Annotated in this window: 18 protein-coding genes; 8 read left to right on the top strand and 10 right to left on the bottom strand. The window is 61.6% G+C overall.

Annotation, left to right across the window (positions count from 1 at the left end; genetic code table 11):
* Window positions 1-2: 2 nt before the first annotated feature.
* Genes E4Q08_RS16385 through E4Q08_RS16355 form a run of 7 tightly spaced genes read right to left on the bottom strand, consistent with a single transcriptional unit; the run spans window position 3 to window position 7,130 of the window.
* Complete coding sequence (locus E4Q08_RS16385) at window positions 3-1,079, bottom strand: carboxysome shell carbonic anhydrase domain-containg protein (protein ID WP_169071167.1); 1,077 nt, start codon at window positions 1,077-1,079, stop codon at window positions 3-5.
* A gap of 15 nt (window positions 1,080-1,094) precedes the next feature.
* On the bottom strand, window positions 1,095-2,384 hold the full coding sequence (locus E4Q08_RS16380; protein WP_169071166.1) for a sulfate adenylyltransferase subunit 1: 1,290 nt from the start codon (window positions 2,382-2,384) through the stop codon (window positions 1,095-1,097).
* Complete coding sequence (cysD, locus tag E4Q08_RS16375) at window positions 2,384-3,313, bottom strand: sulfate adenylyltransferase subunit CysD (protein WP_034916867.1); 930 nt, start codon at window positions 3,311-3,313, stop codon at window positions 2,384-2,386. The genes E4Q08_RS16380 and cysD overlap by 1 nt, the downstream gene beginning before the upstream one ends.
* A gap of 59 nt (window positions 3,314-3,372) precedes the next feature.
* Window positions 3,373-4,098: a phosphoadenylyl-sulfate reductase gene (locus E4Q08_RS16370; protein ID WP_169071165.1), complete on the bottom strand. Its 726-nt coding sequence runs from the start codon at window positions 4,096-4,098 to the stop codon at window positions 3,373-3,375.
* Complete coding sequence (locus tag E4Q08_RS16365; RefSeq protein WP_169071164.1) at window positions 4,095-4,616, bottom strand: DUF934 domain-containing protein; 522 nt, start codon at window positions 4,614-4,616, stop codon at window positions 4,095-4,097. The genes E4Q08_RS16370 and E4Q08_RS16365 overlap by 4 nt, the downstream gene beginning before the upstream one ends.
* Window positions 4,609-6,318: a nitrite/sulfite reductase gene (locus tag E4Q08_RS16360; protein ID WP_169071163.1), complete on the bottom strand. Its 1,710-nt coding sequence runs from the start codon at window positions 6,316-6,318 to the stop codon at window positions 4,609-4,611. Before E4Q08_RS16360 ends, E4Q08_RS16365 begins: the two co-directional genes overlap by 8 nt.
* Window positions 6,319-6,353: 35 nt before the next feature.
* Window positions 6,354-7,130, bottom strand: coding sequence for a sulfite exporter TauE/SafE family protein (locus E4Q08_RS16355; RefSeq protein WP_169071207.1), 777 nt, complete (start codon window positions 7,128-7,130; stop codon window positions 6,354-6,356).
* A gap of 104 nt (window positions 7,131-7,234) precedes the next feature.
* Between E4Q08_RS16355 and cysB the strand changes: the two genes are divergently transcribed.
* Together cysB and E4Q08_RS16345 are read left to right on the top strand one after the other, a co-directional pair.
* Entirely contained in the window at window positions 7,235-8,182 is a 948-nt protein-coding gene (gene cysB / locus E4Q08_RS16350; RefSeq protein WP_169071162.1) for an HTH-type transcriptional regulator CysB, read from the top strand.
* Window positions 8,183-8,349: 167 nt separating this feature from the next.
* Window positions 8,350-9,267 carry an alpha/beta fold hydrolase gene (locus E4Q08_RS16345; protein ID WP_169071161.1) on the top strand — a complete coding sequence of 306 codons (918 nt, stop codon included), beginning with the start codon at window positions 8,350-8,352 and terminating at the stop codon, window positions 9,265-9,267.
* Here E4Q08_RS16345 and E4Q08_RS16340 read toward each other — a convergent pair.
* Window positions 9,248-10,336 carry a hypothetical protein gene (locus E4Q08_RS16340; RefSeq protein ID WP_169071160.1) on the bottom strand — a complete coding sequence of 363 codons (1,089 nt, stop codon included), beginning with the start codon at window positions 10,334-10,336 and terminating at the stop codon, window positions 9,248-9,250. The genes E4Q08_RS16345 and E4Q08_RS16340 overlap by 20 nt on opposite strands.
* Before the next feature lie 63 nt (window positions 10,337-10,399).
* Window positions 10,400-11,767: an APC family permease gene (locus E4Q08_RS16335; RefSeq protein WP_034919789.1), complete on the bottom strand. Its 1,368-nt coding sequence runs from the start codon at window positions 11,765-11,767 to the stop codon at window positions 10,400-10,402.
* Window positions 11,768-11,921: 154 nt separating this feature from the next.
* Between E4Q08_RS16335 and E4Q08_RS16330 the strand changes: the two genes are divergently transcribed.
* The 6 genes from E4Q08_RS16330 (at window position 11,922) to E4Q08_RS16315 (ending at window position 14,297) form a co-directional block, all read left to right on the top strand.
* On the top strand, window positions 11,922-12,146 hold the full coding sequence (locus E4Q08_RS16330) for a hypothetical protein (protein WP_034919791.1): 225 nt from the start codon (window positions 11,922-11,924) through the stop codon (window positions 12,144-12,146).
* Window positions 12,147-12,347: 201 nt separating this feature from the next.
* Window positions 12,348-12,779: an Arm DNA-binding domain-containing protein gene (locus E4Q08_RS25825; RefSeq protein WP_308240160.1), complete on the top strand. Its 432-nt coding sequence runs from the start codon at window positions 12,348-12,350 to the stop codon at window positions 12,777-12,779.
* Complete coding sequence (locus E4Q08_RS25820; RefSeq protein ID WP_308240159.1) at window positions 12,733-13,353, top strand: tyrosine-type recombinase/integrase; 621 nt, start codon at window positions 12,733-12,735, stop codon at window positions 13,351-13,353. Before E4Q08_RS25825 ends, E4Q08_RS25820 begins: the two co-directional genes overlap by 47 nt.
* Complete coding sequence (locus E4Q08_RS25815) at window positions 13,284-13,613, top strand: site-specific integrase (RefSeq protein WP_308240158.1); 330 nt, start codon at window positions 13,284-13,286, stop codon at window positions 13,611-13,613. Before E4Q08_RS25820 ends, E4Q08_RS25815 begins: the two co-directional genes overlap by 70 nt.
* A gap of 31 nt (window positions 13,614-13,644) precedes the next feature.
* The gene (locus E4Q08_RS16320; protein WP_169071159.1) at window positions 13,645-13,986 is read left to right on the top strand and encodes a type II toxin-antitoxin system RelE/ParE family toxin; all 342 of its coding nucleotides are present in this window, start codon (window positions 13,645-13,647) and stop codon (window positions 13,984-13,986) included.
* Window positions 13,983-14,297 carry an addiction module antidote protein gene (locus tag E4Q08_RS16315; RefSeq protein ID WP_169071158.1) on the top strand — a complete coding sequence of 105 codons (315 nt, stop codon included), beginning with the start codon at window positions 13,983-13,985 and terminating at the stop codon, window positions 14,295-14,297. The genes E4Q08_RS16320 and E4Q08_RS16315 overlap by 4 nt, the downstream gene beginning before the upstream one ends.
* 459 nt (window positions 14,298-14,756) lie before the next feature.
* Here the strand turns inward: E4Q08_RS16315 and E4Q08_RS16310 are convergent.
* The coding region (locus tag E4Q08_RS16310; RefSeq protein WP_169071157.1) for an IS66 family transposase at window positions 14,757-15,155 on the bottom strand (399 nt) is incomplete at its 5' end.

The raw sequence follows: 15,155 nt of genomic DNA, 5'->3' as shown, positions 1-15,155 counted from the left end.
CTTCATTGTCCGGTCGCGATCGTTTCCAGGGTTCGCGAGCGCCAGTCGAGCACCGCCGTACGCATGCTCATTTGCTCGCCAAGCCTGGGAAATTCGGCGCGAATGACGTCTGCCGCGAAACTCGACAGGAAGCGCGACTTGAGTTCGGCGCGGGCGCGGTCCACGCCGATTTCATCGTAGGGTACCGAGGCCAGCAGCAGAAAACCGTCGTCCGGAATGCGTCCAGCCTGCATATTGGCTTCGATGATGCCGGCCGCGCGGCGGATCGGGACATCCAGATTCGGGCTATAGGGGCCGATGATCAGGGCGATGTTGGGCGTGTGCAGGAAGTCGAAGCCACGGCCGAGACAGATCATCCACTCGCGGTGTTCAATGTCGAGCAGGCGTTCGTTACGGCGAATTTGCGCGCGTACTTCTTCGATATGGGCCAGGTTGCCGTACAGCAGCGGCAGCAGGTCGGCACGCATGCGTGCCGGCATGTCCGGCAGCAGGGCGGCGAGGCGCAGTTCGAGGGTCGCCCGGTCGCTCGAAGTCAAGGTTGCCAGGTCGAGTTTGTCGCCGGCTGTGCCGTGAATCACCAGCGCATCCTCGTCGGTTTCGAAGCCGCAGACCAGCGGATAGACGGTGCCATGATCGCTCCCGAAAATGTGTTCGACCTGGTGGCGGATCTCGTAGGTGTGCGCGACCGCCGCTGCCGTGTCGTACTGGAAACCGGCGCAGCCGCGCCTGGGATCGCCTTGCGAGTAGTGGTAAGTGACCAGGAAGACGACATGACGGCCGGCACTGACCACGCGCTGCACGTGGTGCGCGAGGACCTCGCCGAGATGTGGCCAGCCGAGGTCGAAAATGCCGCCGAGGTTGCGGAAGGGCATCAGGATACCGACCGGAGTGTTGGTGGCGATCGGAATGTTGATGCGGCCGTCCATGCACTTGAGCACGGCGATCGCCGTTGGGTGCTCGGCCAGATAGCGTTCGCGCGCCAGCCAGGCTTCCGGGCTACGAAAAATCGTGCTGTGGCGGTCGGCGAGGCCGAACAGCCAGTCGATTCGTTCCGCGATGGGTTTGCCGTGGATGTCCATGGTAGGTACGAGCGGTCAGACGATCATGCCGGCACCGACGGTGTTGTTCGAGGACTCGTCGATGACGATGAAAGCGCCGGTACCACGGCTTTCCGTGTAGAGGTCGGCGAAGATCGGTTGCGCCAGCTTGAAGCGGACGCGCGCGATGTCGTTCATCACCAGCCGCTCGGCCACTTCGTGCTGCATGCTGTTGATGTCCACGCGGAAAGCGATGCCGGCGAGCATCGCCTTGCTGTCGCGGGTGGTGTGGCGCAGCAGGTACTTGCGGCGAGGATCGAGCGGCGACTCCGACAGCCAGCAGAGCATCGCGTCGATCTGCTTGGCGACCTTCGGCAATTCACCGCTCTTGACGATCATGTCGCCACGCGAGATGTCGATCTCGTCTTCGAGGAGGATCGTCACCGACTGTTCGGCCACGGCTCGGTCCAGCGATTCGCCGAGCACCTGGATGTCCTTGACGCGCGTTTCCCGTCCGGAAGGCAGCACCGTGACCGCATCCCCAACGCACAGTTCGCCCGATTCGACGCGGCCCATGAAGCCACGATAATCGTGCAGTTCCGGGTTTGCAGAATCCTGTGGACGACAGACGTATTGCACCGGGAAGCGGAATTTCTCGGCGTGGGCGCTGTGGATGGCCGGCGCACTTTCGAGAATCTCGAGCAGCGTCGGGCCGTTGTACCAGTCGAGGCGCTCGCCGCGCTCGACGATCATGTCGCCCTGCAGCGCCGACATCGGGATGAAGCGTACGTCGGTCAGACCCAGCCCGGCAGCAAACGTCAGATAGTCACTGCGAATCTGTGCGAAGGTCGCGGGTGAGTAGTCGACGAGATCCATCTTGTTGACCGCCACGACGATATGCGGAATGCCGAGCAGATGCGCCAGATAGGAGTGGCGGCGGGTCTGCGTCAACACCCCCTTGCGAGCGTCGATGAGGATGATGGCCAGGTCGGCGGTCGAGGCGGCGGTGACCATGTTGCGTGTGTATTGCTCGTGGCCGGGAGCGTCGGCGATGATGTATTTGCGCGTACCGGTGGTGAAGTAACGATAGGCCACGTCGATGGTGATTCCCTGTTCGCGCTCGGCCTGCAGGCCGTCCGTCAGCAAGGACAGGTCGACGACATCCAGGCCGCGTTTTGCCGAGGTCCGCTGGATGGCATGCAGGGTATCGGCGAGAATCGTCTTGCTGTCGAACAGCAGGCGGCCGATCAGGGTGCTCTTGCCATCGTCGACGCTGCCGCAGGTCAGAAAGCGCAGCAGGCCATTGTCGGGGACGGCGGCGCTGGGAAGTCTTTCGATCGCGGACATCAGAAATATCCTTCCTTCTTGCGTTGTTCCATGGATGCGTCGGAAGTCTGGTCGTCGAGGCGGGTAGCGCCGCGCTCGGTGATCGTCGTGATTGCCGTTTCGGCGATGATCCTGGCGACGCTATCGGCGTCGGATTCCACCGGCGCGGTGCAGGTGATGTCGCCGACGGTGCGAAAGCGGACCATCAGGTTTTCGATCGTTTCGCCGGATCTTGCCGGTGTCACCTCGGTGACCGGCAGCAGGCCGCCGCTGCGGCGCACCAGCGGGCGGCGATGTGCAAAGTAGATCGATGGCAGTTCGAGATGCTCACGTTCGATGTATTGCCAGACGTCGATCTCGGTCCAGTTCGAGATCGGAAAGACGCGGATGTTCTCGCCCTTGAAGCTGCGTGCGTTGTAGAGATCCCAGAGTTCGGGTCGCTGGTTTTTCGGATCCCACTGGCCGAACTCGTCGCGGAACGAGAAGATACGTTCCTTGGCGCGCGCCTTTTCCTCGTCGCGACGCGCTCCACCGATGCAGGCGTCGAAGCCGAATTCCTCTATCGCCTCGAGCAGTGTCACCGACTGATGCTTGTTGCGCGGTTCGTCGGGTGACTTGAGGACGACGGTGCCACGTGCCATCGAGTCCTCGACCGAGCGAACGATCAGCCGCTCGCCGAGTTCGCGCGCACGCCGGTCGCGGAAGTCGGTGACTTCCCGGTAGTTATGGCCGGTGTCAACATGCAGCAGCGGAAACGGAAAGCGGCCCGGGCGGAATGCCTTTTCGGCGACGCGCAGCATGCAGATCGAATCCTTGCCGCCGGAGAAGAGCAGCACCGGGTTGCTGCACTGGCCGGCGACCTCGCGCATGATGTGGATGGCCTCGGATTCCAGCCAGTCGAGGTGAGAAAGCTTGACTGGGGTGACTTTCGAGAGAGTTTCAGTACGCATGGTTGACCTTCGGGGTTCTCAGCACGCTTGCCGGGCAAGCTCGTTCTTTCTGGATTTTTTTACATGCGCTTGATGTGCAAGCCGCATTCCCTGGATTCCGGGTTTTCCCACCACCAGCGGCCGGCGCGGACATCTTCTCCCGGCGTGACGGCCCGCGTGCACGGCGCGCAGCCGATGCTCGGGTAGAATCGGTCGTGCAAGGCATTGTAGGGAACCTCGTTGAGCTTGAGGTAGGCCCACACTTCGCGTTCGCTCCAGTCGGCGAGCGGGTTGAACTTTTCCAGGCCACCGTTGGCGGTGTCGACGCTGCGGATCGGCAGGCCGTCGCGGGTCGGGGCCTGCTGCGCGCGCATGCCGGTGATCCAGGCTTTCCGGCCAGCCAGCGCGCGTTGCAGGGGCTCGACCTTGCGCACCAGGCAGCAGCCCTTGCGCAGTTCGACCGACTCGTAGAAGGCGTTGATCCCGTTCGCGTGGGTGTAGGCCTCGACGAGATCGTGGCGTGGATAGTAGAGGCGTAGCGCCAGACCGTAGTGCTTCCTGACCTCGGCAATCAGATCGTAGGTTTCGACCGGCAGGCGACCGGTGTCGAGCGAGAAGATCTCGATCTTTGGAACTTCGCGGACGATCAGGTCGGTCAGCACCATGTCTTCGGCGCCGAGACTGCTGGCGAAAGCCGCCGGCGAGAAGTTGTCGGCGATCTCGTGCAGCAGCGCGCTGGCCGCATCGACGCGGGCGGCCAGCGCGTCGAGCAGCGCCGGGTCGTCGAGCTTGAGCTGGACGTTCATGCCGATGCCTGCGCTGCGCGCCGATGGAACAGCGGTTGCGGCTGGTCGGCCGCTGCCTGGTAGGCCTCGCTGAAAACCGACAAACCAGCCAGCGCCTTCTCGATGTCCTTGTCGGCCCGTAGTGCGTAGGCGTCGATACCGCAACGTTGCATGTAGAAGAGCTGGTCCTGGAGGACGTCGCCAAGGGCACGGATTTCACCGCCGTAGCCATAGCGTTCGCGCAGCAGGCGGGCGCTGGAGTAGCTGCGGCCGTCGGTGAACTTCGGAAAGTTGACGCCAATCACGGCAAAGCGGTCGATGTCGCCAGCCAGCGCTTCCGGCCCTTCGTCGCTGTCGAGCCAGACCCCGAGGGGTTGGTCGCGGGCGATGATTTCGTCGCGGCGTGCCCGCCAGACCGCGAGCGGCAGCAGCACCGGCGCGGCGGGCAGAGTGATCGCTTCCGGCGTTTCACCGTCGGCGAGGGTGAGGACCTGCCAGTGGTCTTCGACGATGCACCTGTTCTTGATGATCCTAGGCATGGATGACCTCCCTTTCCCGGCTATCGACCTTGGCGGATCTGCGCCGATCGCGACCGGCGTAAGCGCGGACCTTGAACGGCTCGATGCCGATCCGCTGCAAGGTGTCGATGAAACGCTCGCTGGCGGTCCGGTTTTCCAGATAAACGGCGATCAGCGCTTCGATCACCGAGGGCACTTCCTGAGCATAGAACGAGGGGCCGATGACCTTGCCGATCGCCGCAGTATTGCCTTGCTGGCCGCCAATCGTGATCTGGTACCACTCCTCGTCGTTCTTGTCGACGCCGAGGATGCCGATATTGGCGACATGGTGGTGGCCGCAGGAATTCATGCAGCCGGAGATGTTCAGCGAGATGTCGCCGATGTCGTGGAGGTAGTCGAGGTCGTCGAATTTCTGGTTGACCGCTTCGGCGATCGGGATCGAGCGCGCGTTGGCGAGCGCGCAGAGGTCGCCGCCGGGGCAGCAGATGATGTCGGTCAAGAGGCCGATGTTGGCGGTCGCCAGGCGATGGCTGCGAGCGATCTGCCAGATTTCGTGGAGATCGCGTTGGCGAACGTCGGCGAGGACCAGATTCTGTTCATGGCTGACGCGCACTTCGCCAAAACTGAAACGTTCGGCAAGATCGGCAACGGCGATCATCTGCGCGTCGCTGATGTCGCCGGGAGCAACCCCTGGCGCTTTCAGCGAAAGGGTGACGGCGGCGTAGCCCGGCGTCTTGTGGGCATGCACACAGCGCCTGACCCAGTTGGCAAAGGCCAGGTCGGTGCTGATCCGGGCGGCGTGTACCGGGTCTTCTGCCGGCAGCGTGTCCCAGGCGGGTGGGTTGAAATGTCCGGCAAGGCGCGTGAACTCGGCGTCTGGCACGGTTGTCGGGCCGTCCTTGAGCTGCGCCCACTCGGCTTCGACCTGACGGCTGAATTCCTCGATGCCGAGCGCCTGCACGAGAATCTTGATGCGTGCCTTGTACATGTTGTCGCGACGACCGTAGCGGTTATACAGGCGCAGGATGGCGTCCAGGTACGAGAGCAGATGCCGGCGCGGCAGGAAGTCACGAAGCACTTTGCCGAGAATCGGCGTGCGGCCGAGACCACCACCGACAAAGACCCGGAATCCGATTTCGCCGTCGTCATCGAGGACGAGGTCGAGGCCGATGTCGTGCGCACGAATCACGGCCCGATCTTCTGCCGCGGCATTGACGGCGATTTTGAACTTGCGCGGCAGGAAAGCGAATTCCGGGTGGAAGGTCGACCATTGCCGCAGCAGTTCGCAATAGGGGCGTGGGTCAGTCAGTTCGTCGGGAGCGATGCCGGCGAAATGGTCGCTGGTGATGTTGCGCACGCAGTTGCCCGAGGTTTGCACGGCATGCATTTGCACGCTCGCCAGTTCGCCGAGGATCGCCGGGGTTTCCTCGAACTGCGGCCAGTTGAGCTGCATGTTCTGGCGCGTCGTGAAGTGCCCGACGGCGCGGTCGTAGCGGCGCGAGATTTCAGCCAGCTTGCGCAGCTGCGCTGCGGCAAGCATGCCGTAGGGGATGGCGATGCGCAGCATCGGGCCGTGCCGCTGAATGTAGAGACCATTCTGCAGGCGTAAGGGGCGTAACTCGTCGGTCGAGAGTTCGCCAGCCAGATGGCGGGCGATCTGGTCGCGATACTGGGTGACGCGTTCGTCGATGATCTGTTGGTCGGTACTATCGTAGCGATACATCGCTCGCTCCTTGGGTCAATGAGGCGCTGGTCGGCCTACTGGGCAATCAGCTTGCTGCCGATGAGCACCAGCATGCCGGCGAGAATCGGACGTAGAATGCGGTCAGGCACTTTCGCCGAGGCGTGGCTGCCGAGCCAGATGCCGGGCAGCGATCCGAGCAACAGGCTGCCGAGCAGCGACCAATCGACACTGCCGATCAGCCAGTGACCGAGGCCGGCAAGCAGCGTCAGCGGCACCGCGTGGGCGACATCGCTGCCGATGATGCGGATCGCCGGCAGCCTGGGGTAGAGGTAGAACAGCACGGCGGCGCCGAGCGCACCGGCACCGACCGAGGAGATGGTCACCAGCACCCCGAGCAGGGCGCCGAAGGCAACCGTGATCGCGCGCCGCAAGCGGGTGTGTGCGACATCGTCGGCTTGTGCCAGCGCTTGCTGTTGCAGCTGGTTGCGAAAGATGATCGCAGCAGCGGTCAGCAGCAGGGCGACACCGAGCGATACCGAAATGATCTGCGAGACGGACGCGCTCTGCTTGGGCAGAAAAGACAGCGCCCAGATCGTCAGCAGCGCTGCCGGCATGCTGCCGCTCGCCAACAGCCGCGTGATGCGCCAGTCGACGTGCCCTTTGCGGGTGTGCACGACGGTGCCGCCGGCCTTGGTGATCGCCGCATAGAGCAGGTCGGTACCGACCGCCGTCGCCGGGTGGATGCCGAACAGCAACACCAGCAAGGGCGTCATCAGCGAGCCGCCGCCGACGCCGGTGAGACCGACGATGGCGCCGACGGCAAAACCCGACAAGGTGTACATCCAGTCCATGGCGCGCCGCAAAATAAGTAACTCGCGCATGGTAACAGCGCAGCATTTGATCGAATAAGAATATTCGGTTAGATTCTTATAACCAATTGGTTCGTGCAATGGCCATGAAACTCCAGCAACTCCGTTATCTCGTCGAAGTGGCGCGTCGTGGTCTCAATGTTTCGGAGGCTGCAGAGGCGCTGTATACCTCGCAGCCGGGGGTGTCCAAGCAGATCAGGCTGCTCGAAGAGGAAATCGGGGTGACCGTTTTCGAGCGGGGCGGCAAGCGCCTGACGGCGATCACCGAACCCGGCAGGGCAGTGCTCGAGATTGCCGAACGCATGTTGCGCGAAGCCGAGAACATCCGCCGAGTTGGCGAGGAATATGCCGACGGCGATTCCGGCAGCCTGGTGATTGCCACCACGCATACCCAGGCGCGCTACGTGCTGCCAGCCGTCGTCAAGAACTTCGTCGACCGGCATCCCAGGGTTCGCCTGTCACTGCACCAGGGACATCCGACCCAGATCGCCGAGTGGACGCTGCAAGGTGAGGCGGAGATCGCCATCGCCACCGAAGCGCTCGACCAGTATCCGCAACTGGTGATGCTGCCCTGTTACCAGTGGGTACACTGTGTCATCGCTCCCGATGGGCATCCGATCCTTGCCGAGAAGCCGGTGTCGCTGGCAGCGCTGGCACGCTGGCCATTGATCACCTACGACTCGGCTTTTGCCGGGCGCTCGCGCATCAACAAGGCCTTCGAACTGGCCGAGCTGACCCCCAATGTGGTACTCACCGCGATCGATGCGGATGTGATCAAGACCTACGTCGGACTCGGCCTCGGACTGGGGATCATCGCTCGCATGGCTTTTGATCCGACCCGTGATACCGGCCTGCAGGCGATGCCCGCCGAGCATCTCTTCGGTTCGAATACGACGCGCATCGGCTTGCGGCGGGGAACCCACATCCGTCGCTTCGAATACGATTTCATCGAGCTTTTTGCATCGCACCTGACCAGGAAGGCGGTGGACATGGCCATGGCCGGCGCCCGCCCAGCAGACGAGTACCAGCTTTGAGCGCGCCACTTTCGCTGCAGCAGCTGCGCATCGAGCGCGGCAAGCTCACTCATATTCCTGGACCGCGTGACCCTTTGTGGCCATGCCTGTGGCCATTGACGGCATGTCGTTTTCCCCCAGAGGAATCAATCCGTCCGCCTATCGGCCGGGCGGCGCGAAGGGAGATCATGAGAGACTTTCGCCATCACATCACCAGAACAGCCCTCAGCGTGGCTCTGAGGCGGCTGTGGGTGTTTATTTCTTTGGGAGTTTTCAGCGCGATGGGTCTGGCAGCCTCCATGGACAGGTACTTTCAGACTTCCGATGGTTTGCGGCTCCACTACCTGGAAGCCGGTTCAGGGGAGCGTACCCTGCTGTTTGTTCCCGGTTGGCTCATGCCTGCGGCGGTTTTCGAAGCGCAGATGGCTGGTTTGTCCGGAGAGTTCCGCGTGATTGCCTTTGACCCTCGTTCCCAGGGGCTTTCCCAGGTGTACCAAGGGTCGCATCGCCCCGAGATTCGCCTCCGCGATATGGATGAGTTGCTGGTGGCGGCTGGTGTGGGAGATTTCATCCTGGCGGGCTGGTCTCTGGGTGTGCTGGAAGCCCTTGATTTTATCGAGCAATTTCGGCCTGCCCGGTTGCGGGGCCTGATCCTGATAGACAACTCGATAGGCGAGGGCAATCCTCCGCCGTCTCGGCCCTCCAGACGCCAGGACCATCTGACCGATCCCTTACGACGTGTCCCTTATCTCACCGGCTTCTGCGATTCCATCTTCCACCAGCCACTGCCGCCAGCATTACGCCAGGTGGTACTGGCCTCAGCCCTGGGGGTCCCGCCCAAGGCTGCAATGGAATTGATCGCCCAGCCCTATCCGCGCACCTATTGGCGAGATATCGTCAGCCGGCAGGTGGTCCCGGTCCTCTACGCGGTGACGCCCCGTCTGCGGGAACAGGCAGCCGCTCTGAGCCGGAAGCGCGGGCCTGATCTCGCTGAAATAAAAGTATTTGAGAACGCCGGTCACGCACTTTTCTTCGATGCTGCCGATGATTTCAATACTCTGGTTCGGGACTTCTCTCTCCGGGTCTTCAGTAAGCTTGCGCCGTAGTCGCCGCGACCCGTCGCCGAACCACCTGGAGACATCGCTGGCTGCTAGCCTTCTGGTAACTAAAGGAAAAGGGTAGTTCGCCGCTGATCTTGCTGACACGATAAGCGGCGGCCAGGGATTGCTGGGACTTCGGATTGAACAGGGGATGAGGCCGTTCGAAATGGCCATACAAGGCCACGTCGCCGATCTTGCCCAACTCGCGATAGTCAATACCTGTCTCATCCTGCACAAGCAGTGGGGCGTTCATCACAATGGCATCACGTATGATCGAGAAGCCGGAATTCTGAGGCAGGTGGGAGGCTGCCTTGAGGAAGACGGGATGGCGTGTCATGCGCGCCATCCAGACTCGCGATGACTCGTGGGATTCCAGGTAGGAATTGGAAAGGTCCATGCGGACATAATCTACCCGAACGGTTTTCCCGGCCCGGGAGAGGGTGAGCCGGACGGAATTCCACGCCTCCGTGCGTGCGTTCACGAGAGGCTCGAATTCCCCGGTTTCTGGGTTCAGAGAGATAGGAGATACCTCTATCACTTCATATCCCAAGCGGACAGCAAAGGCCATCAGGGTGGTTGTGAGACCTATTCTGGCCTGCTTGTCGCGGACATCGGCATCCAGATCGTTGGTGCGAAAGAAACCAAGGCGGCCGAACTTCTGCCACTCGCTGCTGAACTTCCGGTAGAAATTGCGGCGTGCGGCTTCCGATAACTGCAATGGGTCTAGCGGCGGCTGTGCAGGCTGCATGGCCACTAGAACGTAGCGGTCAGCTTCCGGGAATAACTGGGCAACCGTCACCAGGTCTGGGCCAGCGAATGGGTAGAAAACCGTGCCACCCGCCGCCGGGGTGATGTGTTTGGCTGCCCAGGTTGCCGCCGGTTGACCGGTTCTGCTGCGGTAAGCGGTCCATGACTTGTCTACTGCCTGTCGGTAGGCGGCGCCGGCCTCCGGGACGCTGTTCAAGGTGGGCTGCCGAGGGTCCGGCAGGCCAGCGTAGGCACGGGCCAGCGAATCGACAGGACGGGCGCTTGCAAATCCGCCGGCACCCAACAGCGCCAAGAAGAGCGCGATCAATACCAGACAGCGATGGCAGAGTGGTGAGCGAGGCATGGGCAGGAAACTCCAGGAATCAGGGAATCAGGCGAATCGGTACTTCCCGAAGCGCAAGAGAGAAAAAGCGAACACCAGGAGCAGCGCAATGCTCACTTCCGCGGGACGTTGCACTGCACCCAGGATCAGGATCGCGCTCATGACGCCAACAAACAAAGGGCCAAATAGATAGCGGGCGACGGCGGGCGTCTTTTCTCTGATGCGATACATGCCAAGTACACAGAGTACCGGGAAAACGCCGAGAAGGAAGCCCATTATCGTGAGGATCTGCTCGAAGGTGCCGGTGATCACCATCAGGATGGAGAGCCCCGCTTGAAGCCAGCAAAGCTGCGGAGAAACCTGGGCGGGGGGCGAAGAACTCAGATTTCGCTGCGGTGACATCCAGGAGAGCACTGTCGCCAGTACCCGTGGTCCGATGAAGGCGGAGGCGCCGAGGGAGGAGAGCAGCGCGAAGGCGACGATTCCGGAGAACCAGGCTGAGGCCTGAATACCAAAGAGAGACTTGACCAGGATAGCCATGACCGGGATGACACCATCAATCTCGTGCGTCGGCAGGCTATTTAGTAGAGCCAGGTTGAGGGTAACATAAAGGAGAAGAGTGATGATCGATCCAATGATCATGGCGTTGCGCACCGTGCGCCCCGGGTTGGCAGCTTCCTCGGCGACATAAATAGCAGCGTTCCAACCGCTATAGGCGAACATGACCAGCATCATGGCCACTCCCCATTCGGGGCCGAAGCTCGCCATTCGGGAGGCCGATCCGACATCGACCGGAGTGGGGGGCGAGGCCAACATCAATCCATAAAAGCCGAGGCCGGCGAAGAGAGAAAATTTGATGATGGCCAGCAAGGTCTGGATTCGTATGCCTGACGGCCCTACGACACTGTGCAACGCTGTCACCAGGACCAGAGCGCAGCAGGCTACCAGCGCAGGTGGCTGCGCAAATTGGGGTAGTGCGGCGTCCAGATAAGCAGAGAGTGCCAGGGATGTGGCTGCGTTGGAGGCGGCGAAACCGACGACAAAGGATGTCCAGCCGGCTATTTCTCCCAGGACTGGGGAGAAGAATTCCCGCAGGATGATCGCCTCACCACCGTTCCTGGGCAAAACCTTGACGATGACCCCGTAGCAATAGGCGCCGAAGCAGGCCAGGATGCCACCCATCACCCAGACCAGGACTACCGCTTCCGGCGTCTTGAGAAGGGACAGTATGATCCCTGTGGTGGTAAGGATCCCCGTGCCCAACATGCTGGCCACGACGAGAAAAGTAGCGGATAGGGTGCTGAGGTGGTGTTTGATCGGAGCAATGCCATTTGAACATGATCCGGCAATTGTATCTTGGGACGGCATGGGATGGATAGGAGATTTGACGGTGCCGCCAGGGTCAACAATTCTCATTTTGACTCAAGCAATGGAGCGAGTTCGCCGGAAAGTGCCTTTCTGCCGGCCATAAGTGGGGGCCACTCCCTGAATCTGGCTCATTTGCAGGTGCTCGGTAGGAGAACAGAAGGCCACCTTTGCCAAAATGAGAATTGCTGCACTGGAACGTCGCATGGCCAAGCTGGAAGGAATCAGGGACCGCAACGATGTAGGGAGCGAAGTCGACAGGCTGTTGGAAAAGGCCGGGACGCGCCAACGTGCTGGCCGATTTCGGCAGCCTGACCGCATTCCGAAACTGGCTGGCCGCGCGAAGTGCTGCGGCCGACCATCAGGCTTTGATGGGGCGATGTACGGGATTCGAACCCGTGACCACTGGAATCACAATCCATCGGTCTAGGCATTTTTCGACGTTGAACGGCACTCATGAAATACAGAAAACAGCTTAAAAACAAGCAAGTTAGGTAAATAGGCGTTGCTTGACGTTGAAGCGGATTGCTGTAAAATGGCTAGATAGTGGCTACATGGAATCACCCATGGAGCCAAATCCGGAGCCGATGACATGAACCGCGAACGCCTGACGCCTGAATGAATCCGCCGTTTGACGCTGCCAGAGGGGCAAGCACAATCCTTCTTTTGGGATACCGACGCGCCGCGGCTGGCCGTTCGTGTGACCGCTGGCGCGAAGTCGTTCATCTTTGAATCCAAGCTGAACCGGCAAACTGTCCGCGTGACCATCGGCGACATTCGCACATGGACACTCTCAGCCGCACGCGACGAAGCGCGCCGGCTGCAAACGATGATTGACCAAGGCATCGACCCGCGCCAAGAGAAGCGCGACCGCATCGTTGAAGCAGAAACGAAGCGTGCCGAAGCAGAGGCGAAGCGTATCGAGTCGGAGCGTATCGCAACGCCAGCACTCGACGCCTGGCAAGCCTACCTTGCAGCGCGCGCCCCGCGCTGGAGTCAGAGCCATATCGGAGACCATGCGACCGTCAGCACGCACCAAAGGGCGGCACCCTGGCGACAGTGACAAGACGCTGCCGGGCATTCTGCGCCCGCTGCTAACGCTTCCTCTGGAGCAGATCGACGCTGACCGGGTACGCGTCTGGCTTCAGGATGAAGCCGCCAAGCGCCCGACCCATACCCGCCTTGCCTTTTCTCTGCTGCGCGCTTTCCTGAACTGGTGCAGCGATCGCCCCGAGTACCGGGACCAAGTACGGCCCGACGCCTGCATCACCCGCATGGCCCGCGACGAACTGCCGAAGAAATCCGCCAAGGACGATTGCTTGCAGCGTGAGCAGTTGCCGGCATGGTTCGCCGCCGTGCGCCAGATTCAGAATCCCGTCATCGCCGCCTATCTCCAGACTGCGCTGCTGACTGGCGCGCGCCGTGAAGAGGTGGCCGGCTTGCAATGGGAAGATGTGGACTTCCAGTGGAAGGCGATGACGATCAAGGACAAGGTGGAGGGCGAGCGCACTATCCCGCTTATGCCCTACGTTGCCACGCTACTGGCCGCCCTGCCCCGTCGCAATGAATGGGTATTCAGCAGCCCCACGGCGGCATCTGGAAGGCTTCAGGAACCGCGCATCATGCACAGGCCCTGACCGCTGCCGGTCTGCCAGGACTCAGCATTCACGGCCTGCGCCGTTCCTTTGGCACCCTCGCCGAATGGGTGGAATGCCCGGCTGGAGTCTCGGCGCAGATCATGGGCCACAAGCCAAGCGCGACCGCCGAGAAGCATTACCGTGTGCGCCCGCTCGACCTGCTGCGCATGTGGCACACCAAGATTGAGGCATGGATTCTCAACGAGGCAGGTATCGAGCAGCCCGCCGAAGCCGAGGCGCGCTTACGTGTCGTGGTTTGAGCTTTACTCCACTGCGGAACTTTTGTAACATATGCGTTACGAACCTGTGTTCGATCTTCTCGACTATCAGACGGCAGACGGACGTGACCCGTTCCAGGAATGGCTGGCAAAGCTGGCGGACAGGAATGCCCGCGCACGGGTGGCCGTCCGGGTGCAACGAATGGCTGCCGGCAATTTTGGTGACCACAAGCCCCTGAACGATGGCGTATGGGAATTGAGGATAGACCACGGCCCCGGCTACCGCGTGTATTACGCCCAAGCCGGCCGGCGAGTGCTGTTGCTCCTGATCGGTGGCGACAAGCGCCGCCAGCAAGCCGACATTGAAACCGCCGTCCGCTACTGGCAGGACTGGCAAAGGAGGAATGCACCATGAAAGCCGCCCGCCCCCACGATGATGCAATGGTGGAACTGCTGCGCCAAGACCCGGCGTTTGCTGATGAATACCTCGCCGCAGCACTGGAGGAAGCAGAGGAACCCGGCGGCAAGCAAGCCCTGTTGCGCGCCTTGCGCCACGTCGCCCATGCCCAAGGAATGCAAGAGGTAGCTGCACGCGCTGGCCTGCGCCGCGAAAGCCTTTCCCGAGCACTTTCCCCCAAAGGCAACCCGACACTCGAAACCTTGCTGGCCGTTCTGTCTGCCGCCGGCCTGCGCTTGGCTGTGGCTCGAAGAGAACATCCGGCCTGACCGAGTTTTGCCGCGCCTATCTCGACGGGGAGAAAACCGGGAACCCTTCACCCGGCTGGTGCGGCACCCCAAACGAAGGAGCGCAGTGAAGGAATGCCGCAGTGAAACCAAGAAGAACTGCAATCGTCTGGTTGCCGGGTGACGAAGGAATGATTGACGCCGCGCTGCTGCCTGGGACCATAGCGGCTGCCGTGTACCCGCATCCCCCAAGGGATGCAGATTGGCCGGCGTCTGATGGGTTCATGCTCAAGCGCTTGAAATGTGAGCGCAGTATCACGGCCGCGTTGAGGCGCAAGCTCGGAAGACTTCAAGCTGACCCAAGGCGAGGCGCGAACTTTTCTCTCGGAGCTTGGCTGTGCACTTGGGAACGCCTACGAAATAACTTCCCGTTTTGACTGTGCGCTCGGGCATGCCACTTGCTTGCTTGGTTGTAACTACTCAGGGCGACCACGCCGAAGCTCAAGCGAGGCGAGGCTGAGGGGGCTGGCCCTGGAAAGTGAGGATCAGGGCGTGGAAGAGATTGGCGCCCTGCTTGTGCATGGTTGCGAGATACGAGTGAATGATGCAGTAGGCATCGGCCCCCTTCTTGGTCCGGAAGCCGCCGGAGACTTTCTGTTTGACCTTGGACATGCGCACGGCTTGCTCGGCCAGGTTGTTGGTGAACGGAACGCCGGGATCCGTGGCAAAGCGCCAGACATCGTCGGTGTAGGTGCGCAAGCGCAGGAGGAGGTTCGTCGCCTTGCTTTGCCGGGGACGCCCGCGTTTGCCCGAGGGTGGAGCCCGGGGATTGAGGGCTTCCCCTTCACTGAGAATGTCGGCGTAGCGGGACAGGAAGAACGCCCGGCGGGATTCCGGCAG

Origin of the sequence: Candidatus Accumulibacter contiguus (assembly GCF_012940005.1) — a bacterium.
GTDB lineage: Bacteria > Pseudomonadota > Gammaproteobacteria > Burkholderiales > Rhodocyclaceae > Accumulibacter > Accumulibacter contiguus.
Note: the sequence above shows the minus strand (reverse complement) of the source record. Positions and strands in the feature narration are given on the sequence as shown.